The sequence below is a fragment of the Bradyrhizobium sp. ERR14 genome (assembly GCF_014198235.1).
GTDB lineage: Bacteria > Pseudomonadota > Alphaproteobacteria > Rhizobiales > Xanthobacteraceae > Bradyrhizobium.
In genome coordinates this window covers 669,838-688,891 of the sequence record NZ_JACIHD010000003.1, presented here as the reverse complement: position 1 = coordinate 688,891, position 19,054 = coordinate 669,838, and the positions used below count along the sequence as shown (strand labels likewise).

Sequence of the window (19,054 nt, the reverse complement as noted above, 5' to 3'; positions counted from 1 at the left end):
ACGTCATAACTGCCTTGCCTCTTGCGCAGGCCGCGCGGTTCGGTCAATCGTTGCGGAACCGAGGCAGGAGAGACTGATGAGCGCACATGAAAGCATGGAGCACGCCGAGCACGCCGAACACGCGTCCGGCTCGAACAAGAAGATCGCGCTCCTGATCGCCGTGCTGGCGCTCTTCCTGGCGATCTCGGAGACGCTCGGCAAGGGCGCCCAGACCGAATCGATCAGCAAGAACGTCGAGGCCGCCAATCTCTGGGCGTTCTTCCAGGCCAAGAGCATCCGCCGCACCGTGGTGATCACCGCCGCCGAGCAGGGCAAGCTCGCGCTCGCCGGCGCGGACGAGGCGCAGAAGCCCGCGGTGCAGAAGCAGGTCGACGACTGGACCAAGACCGCGCAGCGCTACCGCTCCGAGCCGGAGACCGGCGAAGGCACCGAGCAGCTCGCCGAGAAGGCCAAGCATGCCGAGCACGAGCGCGACGAGGCGACCGCGAAATACCATCACTTCGAGCTGGCGTCGGCCGCCTTCCAGATCGGCATCGTGCTGGCCTCGGCCACCATCATCACCGGCATGTTCGCGCTGGCCTATGTCGCCGGCATCCTGACGCTCGCCGGCCTGCTCATGACCAGCCTCGGCCTGTGGTGGCCGCATCTGGTGCATTTGCATTGATTGGTGCAACAGCGTTGCACCAGCTCCGTCATCTTGAGGTGCGAGGAGCGCAGTACATCAGCGCTGCGCCCGGAGCCTAGAAGGAAGAACGGCCGAGATGCAGACGGGCCGTCGCCCTTCGAGGGCCGCTGAAGAAGCGGCCACCTCAGGGTGACGGTGAGAGACTGAATGTGCGGGCAGCTACCGCGCCTGGTGCACGCTCTTCCTGAAACGCTGGATCACACGCAGCGTACGTGACGACCAGCCCTCGCCGTTGCCGGCGATCAGCTCGCGGATACGGCGCTTGATCGGGTCGACCAGCAGGTGCGCCTTGGCGCGGACCTTCATCACCAGATCGTAGATCCGCTCGAACCAGTGCATCTCCAAAAGCTTGTCGCGCGTCACGTCGAACACGAAGGCGGTGACGCCGACGCCCAGCAGCTTCGCGAAAACGATCGTGAAGACCGCGCTGGTCCAGTATTCATGCGTGAGCAGCCACAGGCCGACCAGCTTGAGCGGAAACAGCGGGACGATGGGGACCGCGAACACGATCAGCGTCATGGCCGGCGACAGCGCATCGACGCGCTCCGTCAGCCATTGCTTGAAACGTGCGAGCGGGACGGCTGCGACAACCCGCGCAACGATCGGCTCGAGATGGTCCCACAGCCAGGCTTCGATCAGGAAGATGATCGCAAGCAGGACCCAGACCGGTTGAAGAAGGCGGCGCAGCATGTGTTCCCCGCCCGATTTGGCGCTGGGCGCGTTGCTACATATGGATGGCTCGCTTGCCGACTGCAAGCGCGGCTTCCTTGATCGCCTCCGAGCGGGTCGGATGCGCGTGGCAGGTGCGCGCGAGATCTTCCGCACTGCCGCCAAACTCCATGAGAACGCACGCTTCATGGATCATTTCGCCGGCTTCGCGGCCGATAATGTGCACGCCGAGCACGCGATCGGTCTTCGCATCTGCGAGAATCTTCACAAAGCCGTCAGTGGTCTGGTTGACCTTGGAGCGGCCATTGGCGGTAAAGGGAAACTTCCCGACCGTGTAAGCTGTGCCCGCCTGCTTCAGCTCCTCCTCGGTCTTGCCGACGCAGGACACTTCCGGCGTGGTATACACGACGCCCGGGATCACATCGTAATTCACGTGCCCGGCCTGGCCGGCGATGATCTCGGCCACCGCCACGCCTTCATCCTCGGCCTTGTGCGCAAGCATCGGCCCAGCGACGACGTCGCCGATGGCATAAACGCCCTTCAGGCTGGTGGCGAAGTGCGGATCGATCTGGACGCGGCCACGATTGTCCAGCGCGACGCCGGCCTCCTTCAGGCCAAGCGCGTCGGTGTAGGGCACGCGGCCGATGCAGACCAGAACGACGTCGGCTTCCAGCGTCTCGGCGGCACCGCCGGCGGCGGGCTCGATGGTCGCCTTCAGTGTCTTGCCTGAATTGTCGACGGCGGTGACCTTGGCGCCAAGCTTGAACGCAAAGCCCTGCTTTTCCAGGATGCGCTGGAATTGCTTGGCGATCTCGCCGTCCATGCCGGGCAGGATGCGATCCAGGAATTCGACGACGACGACTTCGGCCCCTAGGCGATGCCAGACCGAGCCGAGCTCGAGGCCGATCACGCCGGCGCCGACGATCAAGAGCTTGCCGGGCACCTTGTCGAGCGACAGCGCGCCGGTCGAGGACACGATGCGCTTCTCGTCGATCTCGATGCCCTTGAGGCGCGCGATGTCCGAACCGGTCGCGATCACGATGTTCTTCGTTTCAATCGTTTGCGACTTGCCATCGGCGGAGACCGCGACCTTGCCGGTGCCCAGGATCTTGCCGGTGCCCTTGAGCACGTCGATCTTGTTCTTCTTCATCAGGAACTCGACGCCCTTGACGTTGCCGTCGATGCCCTGCTGCTTGAAGTTCATCATCGCGGGAAGATCGAGCTTCGGCGAGGAGACCGACACGCCCATCTTGGCGAAGGAGTGCCCGGCTTCCTCGAACATCTCGGACGCGTGCAGCAGCGCCTTCGACGGCATGCAGCCGACATTGAGGCAGGTGCCGCCGAGGGTTGCGTTCTTTTCGACCACGGCGACTTTCATGCCGAGCTGGGCTGCGCGCACCGCGCAGACATAACCGCCCGGTCCGGTGCCGATGACGACGAGATCGTAGGTAGCCATGAGAGAAAGTCCCGTAGGTTTAGCGTGATGGGGATGTGTCAGCGTCCGCGCGGCGCGTCAGCGTCCGCCGGACACATCGAGAGTTGCTGCGGTGATGTAGGAAGCCTCGTCCGACATCAGCCAGACGATGGCATTGGCGATTTCATCTGATGTGCCGACGCGCTTCATCGGCACCATATGGGCCAGACGATGGGCGCGGTCGGGCTCGCCGCCGGCGGCGTGAATTTCCGTATCGATCAGGCCCGGCCGGATGCCCGCGACACGAATGCCTTCTCCCGCGACCTCATAGCCGAGGCCGGTGGTGAAGGAATCGATCGCGCCCTTGGACGCGGCATAGTCGACATACGTGTTGGGCGCGCCGAGACGCGCCGCGACCGAAGACAGGTTGACGATGACGCCACCCTTGCCGCCGTGCTTGGTGGACATCCGCTTCACGGCCTCGCGCGCGCAGAGAATGGAGCCGGTGACGTTGACCGCGAGCACGCGCTGGATGCGCTCGGCCGACATCTCGTCGACCCGCACGCCGCTCTGGCCGACGATGCCGCCATTGTTGACGAGCGCCCCTAACGTGCCGAACTTGTCGGCTGCCTTGAACAGCTCGAGGATGTCGCTTTCCTCGGCGACATCGCATTTCACCGCGATGGCCTTGCCGTTGCTGGCCTCGATCAGCGCGACCACCTCGTCGGCGGCCTTCTTGTTGCTGGCATAGCCGACCACGACGCGGAAGCCGCGCGCGGCCGCCGCGATCGCGGTCGCCCGCCCGATGCCGCGGCTGCCGCCGGTGATGACAACGACTTTATCGGTCATGCGCGCCTCCATGGTTCGACATGCGCCGCCGCCAATGGCGACGGCGCTCGCAGAGCATCAGGGATCAGAGATCGAGCACCAGGCGCGCCGGGTCTTCCAGGCTCTCCTTGACGCGAACCAGGAAGGTGACGGCTTCCTTGCCGTCGATGACGCGGTGATCGTAGGACAGCGCCAGATACATCATCGGGCGAACCTCGATCTTGCCGCCGACGACCATCGGCCGCTCCTGGATCTTGTGCATGCCGAGGATGCCTGATTGCGGCGCGTTCAGGATCGGGGTCGACATCAGCGAGCCGTAGATGCCGCCATTGGTGATGGTGAAAGTGCCGCCCTGCATCTCGTCGATCTTGAGCTGGCCGTCGCGGGCGCGGCGGCCGAAATCGGCGATGCCCTTTTCGATGTCGGCGATCGACTTGTGGTCGCAGTCGCGCACCACGGGCACGACGAGACCCTTGTCGGTGCCGACGGCGACGCCGATGTGGTAGTAGTTCTTGTAGATCAAATCGGTGCCGTCGATCTCGGCGTTGACCGCCGGGATATCCTTCAGCGCCTGCACGACGGCCTTGGTGAAGAAGCCCATGAAGCCGAGCTTGGAGCCGTGCTTCTTCTCGAACGCATCCTTGTAGTGGGCACGCAGCGCCATCACGTTGGTCATGTCGACCTCGTTGAAGGTCGTCAGCATCGCCGCGGTGTTCTGCACGTCCTTGAGGCGGCGCGCGATGGTCTGGCGCAGGCGGGTCATCTTGACGCGCTCTTCGCGGGCGGCATCGTCTGCCGGTGACGGCGCACGCACCTGCACGGCGGCGGCGGGCTGGTTCACCGGGGTGGGCGCCGAGGCCGCACGCTCGATCGCGGCGAGCATGTCGCCCTTGGTGACGCGGCCGTCCTTGCCGGAGCCCGGAACGGTAGAGGCATCGACGCCGGTCTCGGCCGAGAGCTTGCGCACTGAGGGGGCGAGCGGCGCGTCGGCCGGCGGCGCCTTCGGCGCGCTAGGCGCCGGCGCGGAAGCAGCGGCGGCGGCAGGAGCGGCAGCGGCGGGCTTGGCGGGAGCCGCAGCGGGCTTGGCAGCGCCTCCGCCTTCCGTGATCTGTCCGAGCAGCGCGCCGACCGCGACGGTCGCGCCATCGGCGGCGATGATCTCGCTCAGCGTGCCGGCGGAGGGCGCCGGGACCTCGATGGTGACCTTGTCGGTCTCGAGCTCCACCAAGGGCTCGTCGACGGCGACAGGGTCGCCGGCCTTCTTGAACCAGCGGCCGATGGTGGCCTCGGTGACGGATTCGCCGAGCGTCGGCACACGAATTTCAGTCATGGTCTTTTCCTTAAGGGATCGCCGGTGCGGTCATAAGTCGGTCGTCAATGGCCCGCGAAAAGCAAGCCATCCGGCAAGCCGGACGTTCGTACACTGCACGGACATCGCGACGTACCGGATGCCCCGCCCCGGTGCGCTGGTTGCGCACGAGGCGGGGCATGACGCAGTTTAAAAAGTTCAGCTCAGTGCTTCGTCCAGGAACGCCTTCAGCTGCGCCTGATGCTTGGACATCAGACCAGTAGCGGTCGCGGCGGAAGCGGCGCGGCCGACATAACGCGGACGCCGGCTCGCGCCGTTCACCTGGTTCAGCACCCATTCCAGATAGGGCTCGATGAAGTGCCAGGCACCCATGTTGCGGGGCTCTTCCTGGCACCACACCACTTCGGCCTTCTTGAAGCGCGACAGCTCGGCCACCAGCGCCTTCAGCGGCACCGGATAGAGCTGCTCGACGCGCATCAGATAGATGTCGTCGATGCCGCGCTTCTCGCGCTCCTCGTAGAGGTCGTAATAGACCTTGCCGGAGCACAGCACGATGCGGCGGACCTTCTCGTCCGGCACGAGCTTGATGGCTTCGTTCGGCAGCATCTGGGCGTCATCATAGAGGATGCGGTGGAAGGTCGTGTCCTTCGCAAGTTCCTCGATGCGCGACACCGCCCGCTTGTGACGCAGCAGCGACTTGGGCGTCATCACGATCAGCGGCTTGCGGATCTCGCGATGAAGCTGGCGACGCAGCACGTGGAAGTAGTTCGCCGGCGTGGTCGGATAGACCACCTGCATGTTGTCTTCGGCGCACATCTGCAGGTAACGCTCGAGGCGCGCCGAGGAGTGCTCCGGTCCCTGACCCTCATAGCCGTGCGGCAGCAGGCAGACGAGGCCGGACATGCGCAGCCATTTGCGCTCGCCCGAGGAGATGAACTGGTCGAACACGACCTGCGCGCCGTTGGCGAAGTCGCCGAACTGGGCTTCCCAGAGGGTCAGCGTGTTCGGCTCGGCGAGCGAGTAGCCGTATTCGAAGCCGAGCACGGCTTCTTCCGACAGCAGCGAGTTGATGACCTCGTAATGGCCCTGCTCGTGGCCGAGATGGTTGAACGGCGTGTAGCGGCTCTCATCCTCCTGGTCGATCAGGACCGAGTGGCGCTGCGAGAAGGTGCCGCGCTCCGAATCCTGTCCGGACAGGCGGACGTGGTGGTTTTCCTGGAGCAGCGTACAGAACGCCAGCGCCTCGCCGGTCGCCCAGTCGATGCCCGCGTTGCCGTCGATCGCCTTGGCGCGATTTTCCAGGAAGCGCTGGATGGTGCGGTGGACGCGGAAACCATCCGGCACCTTGGTGATCTTGCGGCCGATGTCCTTGAGAACAGGCAGATCAACACCGGTGACGCCGCGCCGCGCATCCTCTTCCTGATCGGCGATCTTGAAGCCGGACCACTTGCCGTCAAGCCAGTCGGCCTTGTTCGGCTTGTAGGAGGTGCCGGCCTCGAACTCGGCGTCGAGCCGCGCGCGCCAGTCGGCCTTCAGCTTGTCGACTTCACCCTCGGTGACCACGCCTTCGGCAATCAGGCGCTTGGAGTAGAGGGTAAGGGTCGAGGCATGGGCCGCGATCCGCTTGTACATCACCGGCTGAGTGAATGCCGGCTCGTCGCCCTCATTGTGGCCGTAGCGGCGATAGCACCACATGTCGATGACGACGGGCTTGTGGAATTTCTGCCGGAATTCGATCGCGACCTTGGCCGCGAACACCACGGCTTCCGGATCGTCGCCGTTCACGTGGAAGATCGGCGCGTCGATCATCTTCGCCACATCCGACGGATAGGGCGAGGAGCGCGAGTAGCGCGGATAGGTGGTGAAGCCGATCTGGTTGTTGACGATGAAGTGCACGGAACCGCCGGTGCGGTAGCCCTTCAGGTCGGACAGGCCGAAGCACTCGGCCACCACGCCCTGGCCGGCGAACGCGGCGTCGCCGTGCATCAAGAGCGGCATCACCGAGATGCGCATGTCGGGCGGATCGCCGTGCTGGTCCTGCTTGGCGCGGACCTTGCCGAGCACGACGGGATCGACGATCTCGAGATGCGAGGGGTTGGCGGTCAGCGACAGATGGATGCGGTTGCCGTCGAACTCGCGGTCCGAGGACGCGCCGAGGTGATATTTGACGTCGCCGGAGCCTTCGACCGCGTCGGGGTTGGCCGAGCCGCCCTTGAATTCGTGGAACAGGGCGCGGTGCGCCTTGCCCATCACCTGCGTCAGCACGTTGAGGCGGCCGCGATGCGGCATGCCCAGCACGATCTCCTTCACGCCGAGATTGCCACCGCGCTTGATGATCTGCTCGAGCGCCGGGATCAGCGATTCGGCGCCGTCGAGACCGAAGCGCTTGGTGCCGGTAAACTTGGTGTCGCAGAATTTTTCGAAGCCCTCGGCCTCGACCAGCTTCATCAGGATGGCGCGGCGACCTTCGCGGGTGAACGAGATCTCCTTGTCCGGACCCTCGATGCGCTCCTGGATCCAGGCCTTCTGCGCGGCATTGCTGATGTGCATGAACTCGACGCCGAGCGTCTGGCAATAGGTGCGCTCGCAGATCGCGGTGATTTCGCGCAAGCTGCCGTATTCGAGGCCGAGCACGTGATCGAGGAAGATCTTGCGGTCGAAATCGGCTTCGCTGAAGCCGTAGGTACGCGGATCGAGCTCTTCGCGGTTGCGCTGGGCTTCGATGCCGAGCGGATCGAGCTTGGCATGGAAGTGACCGCGCATGCGGTAGGAGCGGATCAGCATCAGGGCGCGGACGGAGTCGCGCGTCGCCTGGAGCAGATCGGCGGAGGAGAGACCGGCGCCCTTGTCGCCCCCCTTGGCCTGCGCCTTGGCGGCGATCTTGGCACCGACCGCCTTCTCGACCTCGGCCCAGTTGCCGTCGAGGGCGGAGGTGAGGTCATCCTGCGGGGTCAGCGGCCAGTTGTCGCGCTCCCAGGACGGCCCTTCGGCATTCTTCCGGACGTCGGAAGGCTGGTCGTTCAGGCTCTTGAAGAACTCCTGCCACTCGGCGTCGACCGAGGACGGGTCCTTCTCGTAGCGGGCGTAGATTTCGTCGATGTAGGTGGCGTTGGTGCCCTGCAAAAAGGATGACAGGGCAAAGGCTGCGTTCGCGTCCTGGCGAGACATACTGGAGTTCCTGGCGATTTCGGTTCGCGCATAATAAACGGCGCTGGCACCGAGCTCCCCGGCAGAGGCTCGGCGCGACAGGCACCCTTTACCCTATTTGCTGCGAAACTTCGCCCGGAAAAGCACGAAGAAATGAATTAGCCCTTCAACTTTTCGGCAAGCGTATGGCCGAGGCGGGCGGGCGACGGGGACACTGTAATCCCTGCCGATTTCATCGCCTCGGTCTTGGAACCGGCGTCGCCCTTGCCGCCCGAGATGATCGCGCCGGCGTGGCCCATGCGGCGGCCGGGAGGGGCGGTGACGCCGGCGATGAAGCCGACCATCGGCTTCTTGCGGCCGCGCTTGGCCTCGTCCTTGAGGAACTGGGCGGCGTCCTCCTCGGCGGAACCGCCGATCTCGCCGATCATGATGATCGACTCGGTCTTGGGGTCGGCCAGGAGCATTTCGAGGACGTCGATGAACTCGGTTCCCTTGACCGGGTCGCCGCCGATGCCGACCGCGGTGGTCTGGCCGAGGCCTTCCTGGGAGGTCTGGAACACGGCTTCATAGGTCAGCGTGCCCGAGCGGGAGACGATGCCGACCGAGCCGGTCTTGAAGATGTTGGCGGGCATGATGCCGATCTTGCACTCGCCGGCGGTCATGACGCCCGGGCAGTTCGGCCCGATCAGGCGCGACTTGGAGCCGGCCAGCGAACGCTTCACGCGGACCATGTCGACAACCGGAATGCCCTCGGTGATGCAGACGATCAGCGGGATCTCGGCGTCGATGGCTTCGCAGATCGCATCGGCCGCGCCCGGCGGCGGCACGTAGATCACCGATGCATCGGCGCCGGTCTTCTCACGCGCATCGCGCACGGTGTCGAACACCGGCAGGCCCAGATGCGTCGCGCCGCCTTTGCCCGGCGAGGTGCCGCCGACCATCTTGGTGCCGTAGGCAATCGCGGCCTCCGAGTGGAAGGTGCCGTTCTTGCCGGTGAAGCCCTGGCAGATGACCTTGGTGTTCTTGTCGATCAGGATGGACATGAGGTCTGCTTTCGCGAAACTAACAGAGTGAGAGGGTCAGTGGATGCGGCGGTAGACGCCAGTGAGCACGTCGGCCCAGCCTTCCGCGTCCGGCGAGAACTGGATCTTCAACGAGTAGGAATCCTCGTTGATAATTTCGTAGACGTGGCGCGCATTGCCGCGGAGCGAGCCGCGCACCAGCGTCAGGGTATTGCCGACCCACCCGCCGGAAGCGGGCGAAGGCGGCGTATAGCCGAGCGAGTCGTACCAGAACAGTTTGTAGGTCCGGTCGTCGCGGTCGTAGGTGAAGATGCCGTGGGTGGCGAAGATCTGCTTGCCGTCGCGCATCTGCACCGCGTCCTGGATCAGATAGAATCCATTCAGGTCCATGCGCGTGACGACGTGCGAAGTTGCCGGGCCGCCCGCCGTCCAGCGCGACGGGAAGACCACCTCTTCGCCATTCCATTCGCCGGCGAACGCGGCAAGACGCGCGTGCTCGGGAAGCGGAGATGATGCGGCGAGATGGTCCTGGGCCATGGCCTTAGCCTCCCTTGACGGCCTTCACGATCTTCTGCGCGGCGTCGTCGAGATTGTCGGCCGGCACCACGTTCAGGCCGGACTCTCGGATGATCTTCTTGCCGAGCTCGACATTGGTGCCTTCGAGGCGAACCACCAGCGGCACGCTGAGGCCGACTTCACGAACCGCAGCCGTTACGCCCTCGGCGATCACGTCGCACTTCATGATGCCGCCGAAGATGTTGACCAGGATGCCCTTCACGTTGGGATCGGCGGTGATGATCTTGAAGGCGGCCGCGACCTTCTCCTTGCTGGCGCTGCCGCCGACGTCGAGGAAGTTCGCCGGCGACATGCCGTAGAGCTTGATGATGTCCATCGTCGCCATGGCGAGACCGGCGCCGTTGACCATGCAGCCGATGTTGCCGTCGAGCGTGACGTAGTTGAGGTCGTACTTGGACGCCTCGATTTCCTTGGCGTCTTCCTCGGTCTCGTCGCGCAGCGCGAGCACCTCGGGATGACGGAACAGCGCGTTGTCGTCGAACGACACCTTGGCGTCGAGCACGCGGAGCTGGCCCTGCTTGGTCACAACCAGCGGGTTGATCTCCAGCATCGACATGTCCTTGGCGACGAAGGCCGCGTAGAGCTGCGCGGTGAGCTTCTCAGCCTGCTTGGCGAGATCGCCGGAGAGCTTCAGCGCATTCGCAACCGTGCGGCCGTGATGGCCCATGACGCCGGTGGCGGGATCGACCGAGAAGGTCACGATCTTCTCAGGGCTGTTGTGCGCGACGTCCTCGATGTTGACGCCGCCTTCGGTCGAGACGACGAAGGAGACGCGCGAGGTCTCGCGGTCGACCAGGATCGAGAGGTAGAATTCCTTGTCGATGTCGGAGCCGTCCTCGATGTAGAGGCGGTTGACCTGCTTGCCGGCGGGGCCGGTCTGGATCGTCACCAGCGTGGAGCCGAGCATCTGCTTGGCGAACTCGGCGACCTCGGCGGCCGACTTGGCGATGCGGACGCCGCCCTTGTCGCCGGCCGAGGCTTCCTTGAACTTGCCCTTGCCGCGGCCACCGGCGTGGATCTGGCTCTTCACCACATAGACCGGACCGGGCAGCGCCTTGGCGGCGGCTTCCGCGTCAGTGGCCTTGAGGACCGGCACGCCCTTGGAGATCGGCACGCCGAACTCACCCAGCAGCGCTTTGGCCTGATATTCATGGATATTCATATGGTCGCTCCCTGAACCCGCGGGCGGTGACCTCTAGGGCCCACCTCAGTCTTGTGGCTGGCATACCATATACCACAGGAACTGCAACCCGGATTCTTTGACTTCGAGATCTCTGGACTGCTGACCCGGAACCTGTCCCGACAACCGGGCCCCGGAAATGAAACCGCCGAAGACCGGTTTTCGGACTTCGGCGGGAAGTGTTTGGCTCTTAGCGGCCGAGAAGATCGGGGGCGATCTTCTTGCAGGCGTCGACCAGGCCCTGCACCGCGCCGACCGACTTGTCGAAGGCCTCGCGGTCCTTGCCGGCGAGCTCGATCTCGACGACGCGCTCGACGCCCTTGGAGCCGATCACGACGGGCACGCCGACATACATGTCCTTCACGCCGTATTCGCCGTTCAGGTACGCGGCCGAGGGCAGCACGCGCTTCTTGTCACGCAGATAGCTCTCGGCCATCGCGATCGCGGACGCGGCAGGCGCATAGAAGGCCGAGCCGGTCTTGAGCAGGTTGACGATCTCGGCGCCGCCGTTGCGGGTGCGGTCGACGATCTCGTCGAGACGCGCCTGCGAGGTCCAGCCCATCTTGACGAGGTCGGGCAGCGGAATGCCGGCGACGGTGGAGTACTTCACCAGCGGCACCATGGTGTCGCCATGGCCACCGAGCACGAAGGCGGTGACGTCCTCGACCGAGACGTTGAACTCGTCGGCCAGGAAGTAGCGGAAGCGCGCCGAATCCAGCACGCCGGCCATGCCGACGACCTTCTTGTGCGGCAGGCCCGAAGCCTTCTGCAGCGCCCAGACCATCGCGTCGAGCGGGTTGGTGATGCAGATGACGAAGGCGTCGGGGGCGTACTTCTTGATGCCAGCGCCGACCTGCTCCATGACCTTGAGGTTGATGGAGAGAAGATCGTCGCGGCTCATGCCGGGCTTGCGCGGCACGCCGGCGGTGACGATGCAGACCTTGGCGTTGTCGAGCGCCTCGTAGGAGTTCGCGCCGGTGTAGTGCGCGTCAAAGCCGTCGACCGGCGAGGACTGCGCGATGTCGAGCGCCTTGCCCTGCGGCACGCCTTCGGCGATGTCGAACATCACCACGTCGCCCAGCTCCTTCAGGCCGATGAGATGAGCCAGCGTTCCGCCGATCTGACCGGAGCCAATCAAAGCAATCTTGTCGCGCGCCATGTGAGCCTGTCCTTTAGACACGTAAGGTGGGGAAAACTGAGAGGGTGGTTATCCCTTTCGCCTCCCCCGTTCAAGTCGCCGGATGCCCAATTGTCGGGCTTGGCGCGATTCCAACCCGCAGACCTAAAGCCTTCATTCCGGGGCACCCGCGCCATTGCGCGGGCGAACCCGGAATTTCGAAATGGTAGCGCGAGATTCCGGGTGCGCGCTGGTGCGCATCCTGGAATGACAGCGCTAGCGAAATAGGACTTAAGTCTCCACCAGCCCCTTGGTGGAGCCGCTTGCGGTGGAATCCTTGCGGCCGTGAGCCAGCGCCAGATAGGATTCCGAGCTCATCTCGATCAGGCGCGACGCCGTCCGCTTGAACTCCATGGCCTCAACGCCCTCATGGGCCAGGTAGAGCGAAATCGGGTTGGCATCGGCCGAGGCCATCAGCTTCACGGCATTGTCATAGAGCGCGTCGATCAGCGTGATGAAGCGCTTGGCGGCGTTGCGCTGGGACTGGTCCATCACTGGAATATGGTCGACCAGGATGGTGTGATAGTCGTGCGCCAGCCTGAGGTAGTCGGATGCGCCCAGCGGCTTCTCGCAGAGATCGGCAAACGAGAACCGCGCCACGCCATGGGCCGAGCACGGCACGTGCAGGATGCGGCCCTTGATCGAAATATCGCGCGACTTGCATTTGGCGCTGCCCGACATCCGCGACCAGGCGCGGTCGAGCGCCGCGTCCGCATCAGCGTCCGCCGGCGTCAGCCACATCGGCACGCCCTGAAGTTTTTCCAACCGGAAGTCGGTGCGCGCATCGAGCCGCGCGACGTCCATGTGGTCGGTGATCTGCTTGATGAAGGGCAGGAACAGCGACCGGTTCAAGCCGCCCTTGTAGAGATCATCAGGCGCGACGTTGGAGGTCGCGACCACGACGGTGCCGAGCTCGAACAATTTGGCGAACAGGCGTCCGAGGATCATCGCATCCGCGATGTCGGTGACGTGGAATTCGTCGAAGCAGAGCAGCCAGCTCTCCTCGAAGATCGCATTCGCGGTCAGCGCGATGACGTCGCTGTCGGCGATCTCGCCGCGCGCGATGCTCTGGCGATAGTCGTAGATGCGCTCATGCACGTCGGCCATGAATTCGTGGAAATGCGCCCGCCGCTTGTGCTCGACCGAGGCGTGCTGGAAGAACAGATCCATCAGCATGGTCTTGCCGCGGCCGACCTCGCCATGGATGTAGAGCCCGCGCGGCGCCTCATCCTTGTCACTGCTGAACAGGCGGGCGAGCAGGCCCTGCTTGCGCTGCGGCTTGTAGTCCGCGAGCCGCAGGTCGAGCGCCGCATAGGCTTCGGCAACCTCGGCCTGCGCAGCATCGGGCTCGATCGCGCCGGAGGCGATCTGGGCCTGATAGGCTTCGCTGAAGGGAGAACCGGGGGTCGAGAGCATGGCCCTTTACCGCCAGAGACCGGCGGAAATTGCAACCGCGTATTGGCGCAACGGCTTATGCGCTTGATTTTCAGAGGAGATCGCCGACCTTGGACGCCCTCCTAGCCTATTACGCCCCATTTAGGTAGAATATACCTACTTAGGAACTAAGGATCCTCATATGGCCCTGAGCATCAAGGACCCCGAAACCGAGCGGTTGGCACGGAGTCTCGCGCAACTGACTGGCGAGAACATCACGACCGCGACCAAGCGCGCCATCGAGGAGCGGCTGCGTCGGCTCGGGGGTCAAACGCGCAAAGACGCGCTACTGGAAGACATGGCCGAGATCAGGCGTCGCTGGAGCGAAATGCGCGTCGTGGACGACCGCACGCCTGAGGAAATTCTCGGATACGACGAGCATGGATTGCCACGCTGATGGTGATCGACACATCGGCGATCGTGGCAATCGCGCTCAACGAAGACGATGCAGCCGATATTGAGCGACTGATTGTGGATGATCCGATCCGCCTGATCTCTGCAGCCACGGTGCTTGAAGCAACGATGGTGATCGAAACCCGGCTGGGCGACGCAGGCGGGCGTGAGTTCGATCTCTGGCTCGTCAAGCTCGGTGCAGAGATCGTCGCGGTCGATGCCGTGCAAGTCGATGCCGCACGGCGCGCCTGGCGGCGCTACGGCAAGGGGCGTCACGCCGCGTCGCTCAACTACGGCGATTGCCTCTCTTACGCGCTGGCTATGACTCGCGGCGAACCTTTGCTTTTCAAAGGCGAAGACTTCGCAAAGACCGATATCAGTCGAGCAGGCGCTGCGCCGCTGCGGTAACGCCGCCGAGTTTGGGAGCCTACTCACACAGCTCGTAGGCGTCCTCGACCACATACGGCCCGCCGCCAGTGGAGGCGCGCGACGAGAACAGCACAAACCGCTCCGCCATGAACGCCTTGCTCGGGAAGTAGCCACGCAGCGAGAGATAGTCGGCGACGTCGCGATCGGAGGCATCGTGCAGCCGGGCGAGCGTGACATGCGGGATGAACTTGCGGCCTTCAGGGTTGAGACCGATCCGCTGCATCATGCGCTCGAGCTCGGCCTGCAATTCCATCAGCGGCCTGCTCGGTGCGATCGTCGCAACGACCGCTCTCGGCTTGCGGCCGCCAAAACTCGTCAGCCCCTGCACCTTCACCTCGAAGGGCTTGCGGTCGACGCGAAACAGCATCGATGCGATCTCGTTGGCGGACAGGCCGTCGATATCGCCGATGAAGCGCAGGGTGACGTGATAATTTTCGGGATCGATCCAGCGGGCGCCGGGAAGGCCACCCCGCAAATTGGAAAGCGTCTGGCTGACTTCGGCCGGGATTTCCAGACCAGTGAACAAACGCGGCATCGTTTCGCACTCCCGATGCTTGGGCATGATCCGAGGGACAGACCATATCCAAATTTTAGAGCCGGTGACGAATCACCGGTACCCTGATTCCTATCGCAGTTGTGTGACTCTGCGAAGCATCGCGCGCCTCACCCCGGTAAAACCCTGGGTATGACGGTTGGCGCTGCCCGCTTTTCAACGCCGTTGCTCAGCGATGGTGCCAAGGAATGCCTCCACGGTGGGCATGATGTTGCCGACGATGATGTCGACGCCGGCCGCAGTCGGATGAATGCCGTCGGCCTGGTTGAGCTTGGCGTCGGCCGCAACGCCCTCGAGAAAGAACGGATAGAGCGGCACGTCGAATTTCTTCGCCAGATCCGGATAAATCGAATTGAAGCGCGCGGCATAGTCGGCGCCGTAATTCGGTGGCGCCAGCATGCCGCACAGCATCACCGCAATCTTGCGCGCCTTCAGCCGCTGGACGATGTCGGTGAGCGCGGCGCGCGTCAAATCGGGATCGACGCCGCGCAGGGCGTCGTTGGCGCCGAGCTCGACGATGACGCCGTCGGTTCCGTCGGGGACCGACCAGTCGAGCCGGTCGCGGCCGCCCGAAGAGGTGTCGCCGGACACGCCGGCGTTGGTCATGTCGACCTCTATACCTTTGTCCTGCAAGGATTTTTTGAGCTTGGCCGGGAACGAATCCTGGGCCGAGAGGCCAAGGCCCGCACTCAAGGAATCGCCGAGGACCACGAGCTTGATCGGTTTGGCCGCCGGCTGGGCCTGCAACGACGGCGTTGTCGCGATCGTCATCAAACCGAGCATCAACACGGCTATGTGCATGAACAATCCGTAACGCCTCTCGACCGCGCCATCGGAGTTGCCATATGACCGGACCATGGACACTCGCATCGAACCCTCGTCGCTCACCGCTGCCGCGGACACCATCGCCATCTCCAACGTCAATCTCTCATTGGGCACGGGCGCGGCACGCGTTCACATCCTCAAGGATATCAGCCTGCGGGTCGCCTCGGGCGAGACGATCGGCCTGATCGGCCCGTCAGGCTCGGGCAAATCCACGCTGCTGATGGTGATGGCGGGGCTGGAGCGTCCTGATAGTGGAGAGGTGGTGGTATCGGGCACGCCTTTCAATGCCCTCGACGAGGACGCGCTGGCCCGCTTCCGCGGCCGCCAGGTCGGCATCGTCTTTCAGTCCTTTCATCTGATCCCGACCATGACGGCGCTGGAGAACGTCGCGGTGCCGCTGGAGCTCGCCGGCAATCCCGATGCCGCAACGCGCGCGGCGCAGGAGCTGCAATCGGTCGGGCTCGGCGACCGCCTGCATCATTATCCGACCCAGCTCTCCGGCGGCGAGCAGCAGCGCGTCGCACTCGCCCGCGCGCTGGCGCCCGATCCCGCCATCCTGGTCGCCGACGAGCCGACCGGCAATCTCGACGAGGCCACTGGAAAGCAGATCGTCGACCTGCTATTCAGCAAGCACGCCGAGCGCGGCATGACCCTGGTGCTGGTCACGCACGATTCCTCGCTCGCGCATCGCTGCGACCGCGTGATCCGGCTGCGCTCGGGCCGCATCGACACGCAGTCTGCGCCGGCATGAGCGCCTCGGCCCAGCCGTTCGCGAAGCCAAACGGCATCGCGCTGTCGCTGCGTTACGCGCTGCGCGAATTGCGCGGCGGCCTACGCGGTTTCTATGTCTTCATTGCCTGCATCGCGCTCGGCGTGATGGCGATCGCCGGCGTCGGCTCGGTGTCGGCGAGCCTCTCCGACGGCTTGGCCCGCGAGGGCCGCACACTGCTCGGCGGCGACGTCTCCTTCGTGCTGTTCCAGCGCGAGGCGAAACCTGAAGAGGTCGCCTTCCTGCGCTCGCGCGGCACGGTCTCGACCGCCGCGACCCTGCGCGGCATGGCGCGCGCGGCCGATGGCCAGCTCGCACTGGTCGAGATGAAGGCGGTCGACGACACCTATCCGATGCTGGGACAGCTGACGCTGGCGCCGCAGTTGCCGATGTCCGAGGTCCTTGCGATGCGCGACGGCGCGTTCGGCGCCGCCGCCGATCCGACGCTGCTGGCGCGGCTCTCCCTCAAGACCGGCGACCGCGTCACCATTGGCTCTGCGACCTTCCAGATCCGCTCGACCGTCGAAGCCGAACCCGACAAGCTCGCCGGCGGCATCGGCTTCGGACCGCGCTTCCTGATCAGCGAAGCCGGCCTGCGCGCCACCGGCCTGATCCAGCCCGGCAGCCTAGTGCGCTGGGTCTACCGGGTGAAGCTGCCTGATACGGCGAATAACGAGCGCGCCACCGAAGCCTTCATCGCGGACGCGCGGAGCGCCGCGCCGCAGGCCGGCTGGGAGATCCGAAGCCGCTCCAACGCCTCGCCGCAGCTCGAACGCAACATCAACCGCTTCACGCAATTCCTGACGCTGGTCGGCCTCGCCGCGCTGCTGGTCGGCGGTGTCGGCGTCGCCAATGCCGTGAAGAGCCATATCGACCGCCGGCTCGAAGTGATCGCGGCCCTCAAGGCCGTCGGCGCCACCGGCCGCGACGTGTTCGGCATCTATCTGGCGCAGGTTCTCCTGCTCGCAGGCATCGGCTCGATCATCGGCCTTGCGCTCGGTGCCGCCATGCCGTTCGCGATCGTCGGCCTGTTCGGCAAGCTGCTGCCGCTGCCGGTGGTGCCGGCCGTGCATGCCGACGAGCTCGCGCTGTCCTTCATTTATGGCCTCCTGACCGCGCTCGCCTTCGGCCTGTGGCCGCTCGGGCGCGTCCACGACGTGCCGGTGGCCGCGCTGTTCCGCGACACCATCAGCTCGGAATGGCATCGGCCGCGCGCGAGCTATCTCGTGTTCATGGGCGTCGTGATCGCGCTGCTGATCGCGGTCGTGATCGGACTGTCGTTCGACAAACGCATCGCGGCGGTGTTCGTGGCCTCCTCGGTCGTCGTGTTCGCCCTGCTGCGCGGCATCGCCGCCCTGCTGATGGCCATCGCGCGGCGGCTGCCGCGGACGCGGCTGCCGATGCTGCGGCTGGCGATCGCCAACATCCACCGGCCGGGCGCGCTGACGCCCTCGGTGGTGCTGTCGCTGGGGCTCGGGCTCGCCGTGCTCGTCACCATCACCCAGATCGACGGCAATCTGCGCCGGCAGTTCCTGGCAGCCCTGCCGGACCGCGCGCCGTCCTTCTTCTTCATCGACATCCCGAGCACGCAGGCCGAGCAGTTTGACGGTTATCTGCGCCGAATTGCGCCGGGCGCGACGGTCGAAGACGTGCCGATGCTGCGCGGGCGCATCGTCGCCGCGCGCGGCGTGCGCGCCGAGGAGCTCAAGCCGACCACCGATTCCGAGTGGGTGCTGCAGAGCGACCGCGGCCTGACCTATACCGGCGAGCTGCCGAAAGGCTCCAAGGTGGTCGAGGGCGAATGGTGGAGCGCCGATTATTCCGGCCCGCCGCTGGTCTCGATGGAGAAGAAGATCGCCGACGGGCTCGGCCTCAAGCTCGGCGACGAGGTCGTGGTCAACGTGCTCGGCCGCGACATCCCGGCCAAAATCGGCAATCTGCGCACCATCGACTGGCAGGGGATGGGCATCAACTTCGTTCTCGTATTCTCGCCGAACGCCTTCAAGGGCGCCCCCCACACCCACATCGCGACGCTGACGGAAACGGCCGGAACTGCGGCAGGCGACGGCAAGATCATCAAGCAGGTCGCCGACGCCTATCCGATGGTGACGAGCGTGCGCGTGCGCGAGGTGATGGAGACGGTCGGCTCTGTCGTGACCAATCTGGCGCTGGCGATCCGCGGCGCCAGCGCCGTGACCCTGATCTCGGCGATCCTGGTGCTCGGCGGCGCGCTCGCCGCCGGCCATCGCCACCGGGTCTACGATGCGGTGATCCTGAAGACGCTGGGCGCGACGCGGCTGCGGCTGCTCGGGGCCTATGCGCTGGAATACCTCCTGATCGGGCTCGCGACCGCGGTGTTCGGGGTGATCTCCGGCAGCATCGCGGCCTGGATGATCGTGACGCGGCTGATGACGCTGAGCTTCGTCTGGCAGGCCGGCAGCGCGGCCGGCGTGGTCGCGGCCGCGCTCGTCGTCACGGTCGGACTCGGGCTCGCGGGCACGCTGCTGGCGTTGAACAAAAAGCCCGCCACGGTGTTGCGGAATTTGTGACAAAATGTAGCGGATGGCTGCACGAGAGCAGAATCGCACGATTTCTGCGATTAACCACGACTGCCCGTCAGGTTCGCGTCAGGATTGCCGCCAAG

The 19,054-nt window shown here is 65.0% G+C and carries 17 protein-coding genes; 5 read left to right on the top strand and 12 right to left on the bottom strand.

Annotation, left to right across the window (positions count from 1 at the left end; translation table 11 throughout):
- The first annotated feature begins 76 nt into the window (after positions 1–76).
- A complete protein-coding gene (locus GGD62_RS13065; protein WP_018318863.1) occupies positions 77–664 on the top strand; it encodes a DUF4337 domain-containing protein in 588 nt (195 codons plus the stop codon).
- 180 nt (positions 665–844) lie between these two features.
- Here GGD62_RS13065 and GGD62_RS13060 read toward each other — a convergent pair whose 3' ends face one another.
- The 10 genes from GGD62_RS13060 to zapE all read right to left on the bottom strand — a co-directional run bounded on the left by GGD62_RS13060 (position 845) and on the right by zapE (position 13,423).
- Positions 845–1,375 (bottom strand): hypothetical protein, encoded by a 531-nt coding sequence (locus tag GGD62_RS13060; RefSeq protein WP_179732294.1) that lies wholly within the window; start codon positions 1,373–1,375, stop codon positions 845–847.
- 34 nt (positions 1,376–1,409) lie between these two features.
- Positions 1,410–2,810: a dihydrolipoyl dehydrogenase gene (gene lpdA, locus GGD62_RS13055; RefSeq protein WP_018318865.1), complete on the bottom strand. Its 1,401-nt coding sequence runs from the start codon at positions 2,808–2,810 to the stop codon at positions 1,410–1,412.
- 57 nt (positions 2,811–2,867) lie between these two features.
- Positions 2,868–3,617, bottom strand: a complete 750-nt coding sequence (locus GGD62_RS13050; RefSeq protein WP_183708750.1) for an SDR family oxidoreductase — start codon at positions 3,615–3,617, stop codon at positions 2,868–2,870.
- A 64-nt stretch (positions 3,618–3,681) separates the two neighbouring features.
- Positions 3,682–4,926, bottom strand: coding sequence for a 2-oxoglutarate dehydrogenase complex dihydrolipoyllysine-residue succinyltransferase (odhB, locus tag GGD62_RS13045; protein WP_183708748.1), 1,245 nt, complete (start codon positions 4,924–4,926; stop codon positions 3,682–3,684).
- 177 nt (positions 4,927–5,103) lie between these two features.
- The gene (locus GGD62_RS13040) at positions 5,104–8,073 is read right to left on the bottom strand and encodes a 2-oxoglutarate dehydrogenase E1 component (protein ID WP_018318869.1); all 2,970 of its coding nucleotides are present in this window, start codon (positions 8,071–8,073) and stop codon (positions 5,104–5,106) included.
- A gap of 137 nt (positions 8,074–8,210) precedes the next feature.
- Positions 8,211–9,095, bottom strand: a complete 885-nt coding sequence (gene sucD / locus GGD62_RS13035) for a succinate--CoA ligase subunit alpha (RefSeq protein ID WP_018318870.1) — start codon at positions 9,093–9,095, stop codon at positions 8,211–8,213.
- A gap of 36 nt (positions 9,096–9,131) precedes the next feature.
- Positions 9,132–9,611 (bottom strand): DUF1579 family protein, encoded by a 480-nt coding sequence (locus GGD62_RS13030; RefSeq protein WP_183708746.1) that lies wholly within the window; start codon positions 9,609–9,611, stop codon positions 9,132–9,134.
- A gap of 4 nt (positions 9,612–9,615) precedes the next feature.
- Positions 9,616–10,812, bottom strand: a complete 1,197-nt coding sequence (gene sucC, locus GGD62_RS13025; protein ID WP_183708743.1) for an ADP-forming succinate--CoA ligase subunit beta — start codon at positions 10,810–10,812, stop codon at positions 9,616–9,618.
- A gap of 208 nt (positions 10,813–11,020) precedes the next feature.
- On the bottom strand, positions 11,021–11,989 hold the full coding sequence (mdh, locus tag GGD62_RS13020; protein ID WP_008145224.1) for a malate dehydrogenase: 969 nt from the start codon (positions 11,987–11,989) through the stop codon (positions 11,021–11,023).
- Positions 11,990–12,238: 249 nt separating this feature from the next.
- Positions 12,239–13,423 carry a cell division protein ZapE gene (gene zapE, locus GGD62_RS13015; protein ID WP_183708741.1) on the bottom strand — a complete coding sequence of 395 codons (1,185 nt, stop codon included), beginning with the start codon at positions 13,421–13,423 and terminating at the stop codon, positions 12,239–12,241.
- Positions 13,424–13,583: 160 nt separating this feature from the next.
- Between zapE and GGD62_RS13010 the strand changes: the two genes are divergently transcribed.
- Both GGD62_RS13010 and GGD62_RS13005 read left to right on the top strand, forming a co-directional pair.
- Positions 13,584–13,838 (top strand): type II toxin-antitoxin system VapB family antitoxin, encoded by a 255-nt coding sequence (locus tag GGD62_RS13010; protein WP_018318874.1) that lies wholly within the window; start codon positions 13,584–13,586, stop codon positions 13,836–13,838.
- Positions 13,838–14,242: a type II toxin-antitoxin system VapC family toxin gene (locus GGD62_RS13005; RefSeq protein ID WP_183708739.1), complete on the top strand. Its 405-nt coding sequence runs from the start codon at positions 13,838–13,840 to the stop codon at positions 14,240–14,242. The genes GGD62_RS13010 and GGD62_RS13005 overlap by 1 nt, the downstream gene beginning before the upstream one ends.
- A gap of 19 nt (positions 14,243–14,261) precedes the next feature.
- Here GGD62_RS13005 and thpR read toward each other — a convergent pair whose 3' ends face one another.
- Together thpR and GGD62_RS12995 are read right to left on the bottom strand one after the other, a co-directional pair.
- Positions 14,262–14,798 carry an RNA 2',3'-cyclic phosphodiesterase gene (gene thpR, locus GGD62_RS13000; RefSeq protein WP_026202086.1) on the bottom strand — a complete coding sequence of 179 codons (537 nt, stop codon included), beginning with the start codon at positions 14,796–14,798 and terminating at the stop codon, positions 14,262–14,264.
- 174 nt (positions 14,799–14,972) lie between these two features.
- Entirely contained in the window at positions 14,973–15,617 is a 645-nt protein-coding gene (locus tag GGD62_RS12995; protein ID WP_026202087.1) for an arylesterase, read from the bottom strand.
- Between the two features lie 55 nt (positions 15,618–15,672).
- Here GGD62_RS12995 and GGD62_RS12990 point away from each other — a divergent pair, with 55 nt between their 5' ends.
- On the top strand, positions 15,673–16,392 hold the full coding sequence (locus GGD62_RS12990) for an ABC transporter ATP-binding protein (RefSeq protein ID WP_018318878.1): 720 nt from the start codon (positions 15,673–15,675) through the stop codon (positions 16,390–16,392).
- Positions 16,389–18,959, top strand: coding sequence for an ABC transporter permease (locus GGD62_RS12985; protein ID WP_183708737.1), 2,571 nt, complete (start codon positions 16,389–16,391; stop codon positions 18,957–18,959). The genes GGD62_RS12990 and GGD62_RS12985 overlap by 4 nt, the downstream gene beginning before the upstream one ends.
- Positions 18,960–19,054 lie beyond the last annotated feature (95 nt).

What these genes read in the sequence shown, in the direction of transcription:
- GGD62_RS13065 (WP_018318863.1), top strand. Translation starts at nt 77, where the DNA reads ATGAGCGCACATGAAAGCATGGAGCACGCCGAGCACGCCGAACACGCG.
- GGD62_RS13060 (WP_179732294.1), bottom strand. Translation starts at nt 1,375, where the DNA reads ATGCTGCGCCGCCTTCTTCAACCGGTCTGGGTCCTGCTTGCGATCATC.
- lpdA (WP_018318865.1), bottom strand. Translation starts at nt 2,810, where the DNA reads ATGGCTACCTACGATCTCGTCGTCATCGGCACCGGACCGGGCGGTTAT.
- GGD62_RS13050 (WP_183708750.1), bottom strand. Translation starts at nt 3,617, where the DNA reads ATGACCGATAAAGTCGTTGTCATCACCGGCGGCAGCCGCGGCATCGGG.
- odhB (WP_183708748.1), bottom strand. Translation starts at nt 4,926, where the DNA reads ATGACTGAAATTCGTGTGCCGACGCTCGGCGAATCCGTCACCGAGGCC.
- GGD62_RS13040 (WP_018318869.1), bottom strand. Translation starts at nt 8,073, where the DNA reads ATGTCTCGCCAGGACGCGAACGCAGCCTTTGCCCTGTCATCCTTTTTG.
- sucD (WP_018318870.1), bottom strand. Translation starts at nt 9,095, where the DNA reads ATGTCCATCCTGATCGACAAGAACACCAAGGTCATCTGCCAGGGCTTC.
- GGD62_RS13030 (WP_183708746.1), bottom strand. Translation starts at nt 9,611, where the DNA reads ATGGCCCAGGACCATCTCGCCGCATCATCTCCGCTTCCCGAGCACGCG.
- sucC (WP_183708743.1), bottom strand. Translation starts at nt 10,812, where the DNA reads ATGAATATCCATGAATATCAGGCCAAAGCGCTGCTGGGTGAGTTCGGC.
- mdh (WP_008145224.1), bottom strand. Translation starts at nt 11,989, where the DNA reads ATGGCGCGCGACAAGATTGCTTTGATTGGCTCCGGTCAGATCGGCGGA.
- zapE (WP_183708741.1), bottom strand. Translation starts at nt 13,423, where the DNA reads ATGCTCTCGACCCCCGGTTCTCCCTTCAGCGAAGCCTATCAGGCCCAG.
- GGD62_RS13010 (WP_018318874.1), top strand. Translation starts at nt 13,584, where the DNA reads ATGGCCCTGAGCATCAAGGACCCCGAAACCGAGCGGTTGGCACGGAGT.
- GGD62_RS13005 (WP_183708739.1), top strand. Translation starts at nt 13,838, where the DNA reads ATGGTGATCGACACATCGGCGATCGTGGCAATCGCGCTCAACGAAGAC.
- thpR (WP_026202086.1), bottom strand. Translation starts at nt 14,798, where the DNA reads ATGCCGCGTTTGTTCACTGGTCTGGAAATCCCGGCCGAAGTCAGCCAG.
- GGD62_RS12995 (WP_026202087.1), bottom strand. Translation starts at nt 15,617, where the DNA reads ATGCACATAGCCGTGTTGATGCTCGGTTTGATGACGATCGCGACAACG.
- GGD62_RS12990 (WP_018318878.1), top strand. Translation starts at nt 15,673, where the DNA reads ATGGACACTCGCATCGAACCCTCGTCGCTCACCGCTGCCGCGGACACC.
- GGD62_RS12985 (WP_183708737.1), top strand. Translation starts at nt 16,389, where the DNA reads ATGAGCGCCTCGGCCCAGCCGTTCGCGAAGCCAAACGGCATCGCGCTG.